General features: G+C 40.6%; 6 protein-coding genes. 1 reads left to right on the top strand and 5 read right to left on the bottom strand.

The window, feature by feature from the left end; genetic code table 11:
- Positions 1-6: 6 nt before the first annotated feature.
- The gene (locus Q5866_RS18575; RefSeq protein ID WP_186975157.1) at positions 7-267 is read left to right on the top strand and encodes a hypothetical protein; all 261 of its coding nucleotides are present in this window, start codon (positions 7-9) and stop codon (positions 265-267) included.
- 59 nt (positions 268-326) lie between these two features.
- On the opposite strand, the gene Q5866_RS18580 is transcribed toward Q5866_RS18575, so the two are convergent.
- From Q5866_RS18580 to gcvH, 5 genes are all read right to left on the bottom strand, one after another.
- Entirely contained in the window at positions 327-1,883 is a 1,557-nt protein-coding gene (locus Q5866_RS18580; RefSeq protein WP_303181778.1) for an ATP-binding protein, read from the bottom strand.
- 98 nt (positions 1,884-1,981) lie between these two features.
- Complete coding sequence (locus Q5866_RS18585; RefSeq protein WP_099292130.1) at positions 1,982-2,557, bottom strand: RNA polymerase sigma-70 factor; 576 nt, start codon at positions 2,555-2,557, stop codon at positions 1,982-1,984.
- A gap of 328 nt (positions 2,558-2,885) precedes the next feature.
- Positions 2,886-3,488: a GNAT family N-acetyltransferase gene (locus Q5866_RS18590; protein ID WP_255469427.1), complete on the bottom strand. Its 603-nt coding sequence runs from the start codon at positions 3,486-3,488 to the stop codon at positions 2,886-2,888.
- Positions 3,489-3,727: 239 nt separating this feature from the next.
- Complete coding sequence (gene glmM, locus Q5866_RS18595) at positions 3,728-5,110, bottom strand: phosphoglucosamine mutase (RefSeq protein ID WP_186975138.1); 1,383 nt, start codon at positions 5,108-5,110, stop codon at positions 3,728-3,730.
- A gap of 163 nt (positions 5,111-5,273) precedes the next feature.
- A complete protein-coding gene (gene gcvH / locus Q5866_RS18600) occupies positions 5,274-5,648 on the bottom strand; it encodes a glycine cleavage system protein GcvH (protein WP_099292104.1) in 375 nt (124 codons plus the stop codon).
- Positions 5,649-6,000: the final 352 nt, after the last annotated feature.

The raw sequence follows: 6,000 nt of genomic DNA on the forward strand, positions 1-6,000 counted from the left end.
TTAACATTGGCTATTAAAGCAAATCAAATATTTGAACTTTCTCAAGGTAATGAAAATATCAAGAAGCAACTATCTAAAATCATTCCCGAAACTTCCTATGTCAAATCTTCAGATTTAAATATATATGAGATTAAAGATAATGGTATTGCTTCTAAACTAAAATTTGTAAGAGGACTTCCTTCTGATAATAATTTTTTAAATAATCTATTAGCAGAGACAAACAACGTGTTTAATGATTTATTAGATATAGAACAATGTCAAGCATAAATTTCTTTCACGCCAAATATCGCAAAGAAGCCCCTCGTTCTGAAAACAGATAACTTTCCCTATTCAACAAGCCAACGCTCGATATTGCGAGTTTGGTCACTGAAATTAACCCCTACCCGGAAAAGTTTTCGCCGATCAGCGAGAAAAGGATCTGCATAATGTTTATCACGAATCTGCTGAAGAGCCTCTTCTGCCGTACCGTCAAGTTTAAATTCCATTATATAGATAAAACGGTCTGTTTGAAGCACTAGATCCACTCGCCCTTCACTTGTATGATACTCTGCTTTGACATAAAAGCCTACAAGCTTAAAAACGATAAACAACACGTTCTGGTAATGGCGTTCAATCTCTCGTTTTTGAGTCAATTCATAAGGAATATCCGCGAAAAAACTTTGCAAACGCCGGAAAAAGGCATCAATATCACCTTCACGTACTTCACGCACGAATCGCTGAATTTCAAAAGGCGATTCTACCTTATCCACATCAGTATAGAAAGGCATTAAATAACTTACAAACCCCTCTTCCACTTCTCGATTAGGAAAACCTAAACGGTAAATTCCAAATTCCTTATCATATCCCTTTATTGTCAAATATCCACTCTGGTATATAACCGGAATCGGGTTCGTAGAAGTTGAGTCTACACTATTCAACACATCAGCATTCGTTTCCTCGTGGGCCATACGATAAAGGTCATAGTGATGCTTACGAAGCAATTCCACAAGATAAGAAGGAGTACCCGTTTCAAACCAATACCTACCGAATTTCCGTTTATCAAGCGTATTGAGCAAACTAAAAGGATTATAGATACCGGGAGTATTTTCTTCAAAATGATACCCGTCATAACATTCCTTTAACTCGGCACACGCCTCATCATAGGTCATATTTTGTGCAGCGGCTAAAAGACGAATATCATCTTCAAAATAGCTATACAATTCCTGTTCGTTAATACCACAAATATCAATGTAACGCCCGTCCATAGAAATATCTTTCAAGTTATTCAGATCACTGAATACACTGACTTTCCCAAACTTAGTCACACCAGTCAACATGGCAAACTTAATACTGCCATCCATTGTCTTGAGCGCTCCATAGAAAGGTTTTAACGTCGAACGAAATTCTTTTTGCAATTCTTCATCACCAATAGCCTGTAGCATAGGCTTGTCATATTCATCGACAAGAATAACAACACGTTGCCCAGTCTGCTCGTGAGCCCGGCGAATAACACCGGCAAAACGTAAAGAAAAAGAGGTTTCAGAGGGACGGCTACCATAAATACTTTCCCATTGTTTCAACGTGTCATTCAATATATTATCCAAACTCCCGGGTATATCATACCTCTCTATATTAAGATCTAAATATAGAATAGGATACCGGTTCCACTCCTTCTCCAACCGCTCAACAGCCAACCCTGCAAAAAGTTCCTTCTTTCCTTCGAAATAAGCCTTTAAAGTAGATAATAATAAACTCTTACCAAAACGACGCGGACGACTGAGAAAATAATAACTGCCGGTTTTCACCATTTGGTACATTTGTGACGTCTTGTCCACGTAGACATAACCGTCACCCCGAAGTTTTTCGAAATTTTGAATACCGATAGGATAAATCCTCGCTGTCATATCATAGTCTCCTTTCTCATTTATTATCTCATTATGAAACAAAGATACGGAAAGTATCTTACAAATATATCCATACAGACATATTTTAAAAGACTCTACTAAAACCTAATCTTCACTTTCTTCCAACAAAACAGTAATATTGAAAACATTTGCTCTTTCAATTTTTCACGTAGAAATTTTAAAGAACGCATCAATTGAGTGCGGACGGTATTAATGCTGATTTGTAGTTGGTCGGCAACTTCCTGATATTTTTTTCCTTCGGCACACACCATCATAAAAATACGACGGCGTTCCGGGGGAAGTTGATTAATCGTGGTGTATAAAATATCTATTTCAGTCTGCTCGTCTTCTTTCATCATTTCCACCACAGGCATTTCTGCCATCATTTTTTCATGACGAGCTTCTCTGCGTTTGCTGCCCCGCAGCTCGTTCAAGGCAGCATTCTTGACCAAATGGAACATGTATTTATCCAAACCGTTAGAAAGGTTGTCATAAAGAGAGTTTTCCCAAACATTCATGAAACAGTCCTGCACGACATCCTCTGCCGCATCGACATCTTTTAGAATATTCGTGGCATACAAGACCAACACGTCATGATATTCCGAGAAAAAAGTCTTGAATGCTTTTTCTTCGCCGTTTTTCAACGCCGCTAATATTTCCTCTGCCCTTTTCATACATACACCGTTAATTTCACAAATTAAATAAATATATTACAATAATGCATTATATCTAGTCTACTTTTTTTCAAATTGACGAGTCAAAAAACATTCCCCACCTTAAAGAACTACTGTCTTCGAAGCAGAATCGTAGGTATAGCACTCGACAAGCGCAAAAGAGCAAAAGAAGGGCTATAGTAAGCTTCGCTTAGTTCATAAGGTCTGTAAAGTCTATAAGGTACGTAGGATGTTTAATCATGATAGCATAAGCTATCAATAAACTTTGTCCGCAGGACACCCGTGACCTTATGGACTTTATGGGCCTTATGGACTTTACAGACCTATATCAATCTTCTCTCATAACACTGTAATAGTAGAAATCGATCACCTTGCCATTTTTAACAGCGGCTTTGTGCAGAACTGCTTCCAGTTTGTAGCCTGCTTTTTCCAATACCCGCATAGAACCGGGATTGTAATCGAACACGAGGGCGTATAGTTTCTGATAACCAAAGGTTTCAAAGGCGTATCGGGTAACGGCAGCCACAACCTTGTGCATAATACCTCTTCCCCAGTAAGGCTCGCCCAGCCAATAACCGATCTCGGCGGTCACACGTTCAATGTCACCCTCGGAACCGAACCCGATACTTCCTACCGCCTTTCCGTCTACCTCAATGGCAAACCGTGTCGGTGGGGCAGGTAAAACATGAACCATACTGATATAATCAAAAGCATCTTGTTTCGTGTATGGATGCGGAAAGTGATCCATCACGTTATTCCAGATCTTTTCATTGTTGGCATTCTCGGCTAATGAATCGCAATCCGAGAACCGCCATTCGCGCACGACAAATCCGTCCCCTTCTATCCTCACTTCATGCGCTTTCTTCCGTAACATTAAGAACTCATTTCCCTGACTCTCCGATCGGGGTAAATCGCTTATACTTGTTTTCATAATTGCCAGATTCGCTCAGAATCTCTCCTTTATCATGGTTTGTTTTTGTATTTAAAACAATACAAACATACATAGTTTAACGATATTGTGTACCGCAACCGTGAAATATTTTTTCATGCAATCATTCAGCATATTAACATCTAAATAGACAAAAAAATAATCCGGATTACGGTACTAATATCAATAAAATATTCCCAACAAACACTTCCTCCGGCAATTCGAGATTAAAAGATTTCCTATTAGCACAAACTCTGTGCAACCTTTATCACTTCTTCTGCCAATTGATTGGCGGCAGCCTCGTCTTTCGACTCGGAATAAATACGGATAATCGGTTCCGTATTAGACTTCCGCAAATGTACCCACCCGTCCTTGAAATCGATTTTCACGCCATCAATATCGGTAATCTCTTCCGAAGCGTATTTTTGCTTCAACCCTTCCAGTATCTTATCGACATTCATGTCGGGAGAAAGAGTCAATTTATTCTTGGAGATAAAATATTGGGGGTAGGTAGCCTTCAATGCTGTCATTGTCTTTCCCTCCGCCACGAAATGAGAAAGGAACAGACCAACACCCACCAAGGCATCACGTCCGTAATGACTTTCCGGGTAAATGACTCCTCCGTTACCCTCACCACCGATCACGGTATGTGTTTCTTTCATTTTGGCGACCACGTTCACTTCCCCAACAGCAGCAGCACTGTAACTCTGCCCGTGAGCCAGCGTCACGTCACGCAACGCACGGGAAGAAGAGAGATTGGATACCGTGTTTCCGGGAGTATGCTTCAACACGTAATCGGCAACAGCAACCAGCGTGTACTCCTCCACGAACATCTCCCCGTTCTCGCAAACCAACGCGAGACGATCCACATCCGGGTCTACCACAATTCCAAGGTCTGCACCACATTCTTTGATCTTTTCCGATATCTGGGTCAGATTCTCCGGTATCGGTTCCGGATTATGACTGAAATGCCCGGTAGGTTCACAATTCAATTCCACCACTTCTTTCACGCCCAAGGCACGTAACAAAGCGGGAATCACCGTTCCCCCGACCGAATTCACGGCATCTACCACCACTTTCAAGTTAGCTTTGGCAATAGCTTCCGGATTTACTAATTTCAAATCCAGCACGTGCCGGATATGGTAGTCCGTGTAATCTTTACAAGTAACCGTTCCCAAATCATCCACCTCGGCATACTCGAACGACTCTTTTTCTGCCATCTGAAGAATTTGTGCCCCATCCTCGGCAGACAAAAATTCACCCCGGTTATTCAACAATTTCAAAGCATTCCATTGTTTCGGGTTATGGCTCGCAGTCAAGATAATTCCCCCGTCAGCCCCTTCAGCCGTCACGGCAATTTCCGTTGTCGGCGTGGTCGCCAACCCGATATTCACCACGTCATGCCCCAAGCCGCACAAAGTGGCTTCCACGAGTTTTGCGTACATATCACCGGAAATACGGGCATCGCGTCCTAACACTATCTTTGCCTTCTCTTTCCCGGCACCGATTTTTAGCCAAGTGGCATACGCGGAAACAAATTTCACGATATCCAACGGGGTGAGATTATCTCCCGGTTGTCCCCCAACCGTGCCGCGAATACCGGATATAGATTTTATTAAAGTCATAACAAGCAATTGAAAATTGAAAATTGAAAATTGAAAATGTCACACATTACCAACTCAACCTTCAACCGTTAAAATCATAAATCATCAAATCACGAAATAAAAAAAGACTGTATCCATTACCCCGAAAGAGATAACGCATACAGTCCTTGTCTTATCAAAAAAATTAGATAGATGCCTTATAAGCGTCAGCGCTCAACAAACCGTCTAATTGTGCTTCGTCACTAATCTTTATTTTGATAATCCAACCCTTTCCATACGGGTCTTTATTTACCAAATCAGGTTGGTCTTCCAGTTCTGAGTTAAATTCCAAAACTTCTCCGGAAACAGGCAAATACAAGTCTGATACGGTCTTTACAGCCTCGATAGTTCCGAAAGTATCACCAGCTTCCAGCTCATCACCTTCTGTTTCAACCTCAACAAACACGATATCACCTAATTGACTTTGTGCATAGTCAGTAATACCAACATATGCTTCTTCACCTTCAACACGAATCCATTCGTGTTCTTTAGTGTACTTTAATTCTGCAGGTACGTTCATTATCTTATAAGTTAATTTAAATTTGACAATTATTATAAGGCACAAATATAAGGAAAAATTTAAACTCCAATCACTGAAACTGAAATTTTAGAGCTGATTTATCACTTTTACATTTAACCATTTCATTCTCAACAAGAATATCCTGTATTCCTTTATCCATAAGCGTTCCGAAACGCTCAAACTTTAGTGAAATCGCATTTTTTTTCTATTTTTCGGCATCAAAATGTTGCAGAATAAGAAAAACTACCTATCTTTGCACCGCAATTGAGAACAACAGCGGTTGTTTGATGCAAAAAAAGGTTCGGTAGTTCAGCTGGTTAGAATACATGCCTGTCACGCATGGGGTCGCGGG

The organism is uncultured Butyricimonas sp. (genome assembly GCF_959596855.1).
GTDB lineage: Bacteria > Bacteroidota > Bacteroidia > Bacteroidales > Marinifilaceae > Butyricimonas > Butyricimonas muris.

Bases quoted from the DNA above. Each gene is read 5' to 3' on its own strand.
- Q5866_RS18585 (WP_099292130.1), bottom strand. From the start codon at position 2,557: ATGAAAAGGGCAGAGGAAATATTAGCGGCGTTGAAAAACGGCGAAGAA.
- Q5866_RS18580 (WP_303181778.1), bottom strand. From the start codon at position 1,883: ATGACAGCGAGGATTTATCCTATCGGTATTCAAAATTTCGAAAAACTT.
- gcvH (WP_099292104.1), bottom strand. From the start codon at position 5,648: ATGAACGTACCTGCAGAATTAAAGTACACTAAAGAACACGAATGGATT.
- glmM (WP_186975138.1), bottom strand. From the start codon at position 5,110: ATGACTTTAATAAAATCTATATCCGGTATTCGCGGCACGGTTGGGGGA.
- Q5866_RS18590 (WP_255469427.1), bottom strand. From the start codon at position 3,488: ATGAAAACAAGTATAAGCGATTTACCCCGATCGGAGAGTCAGGGAAAT.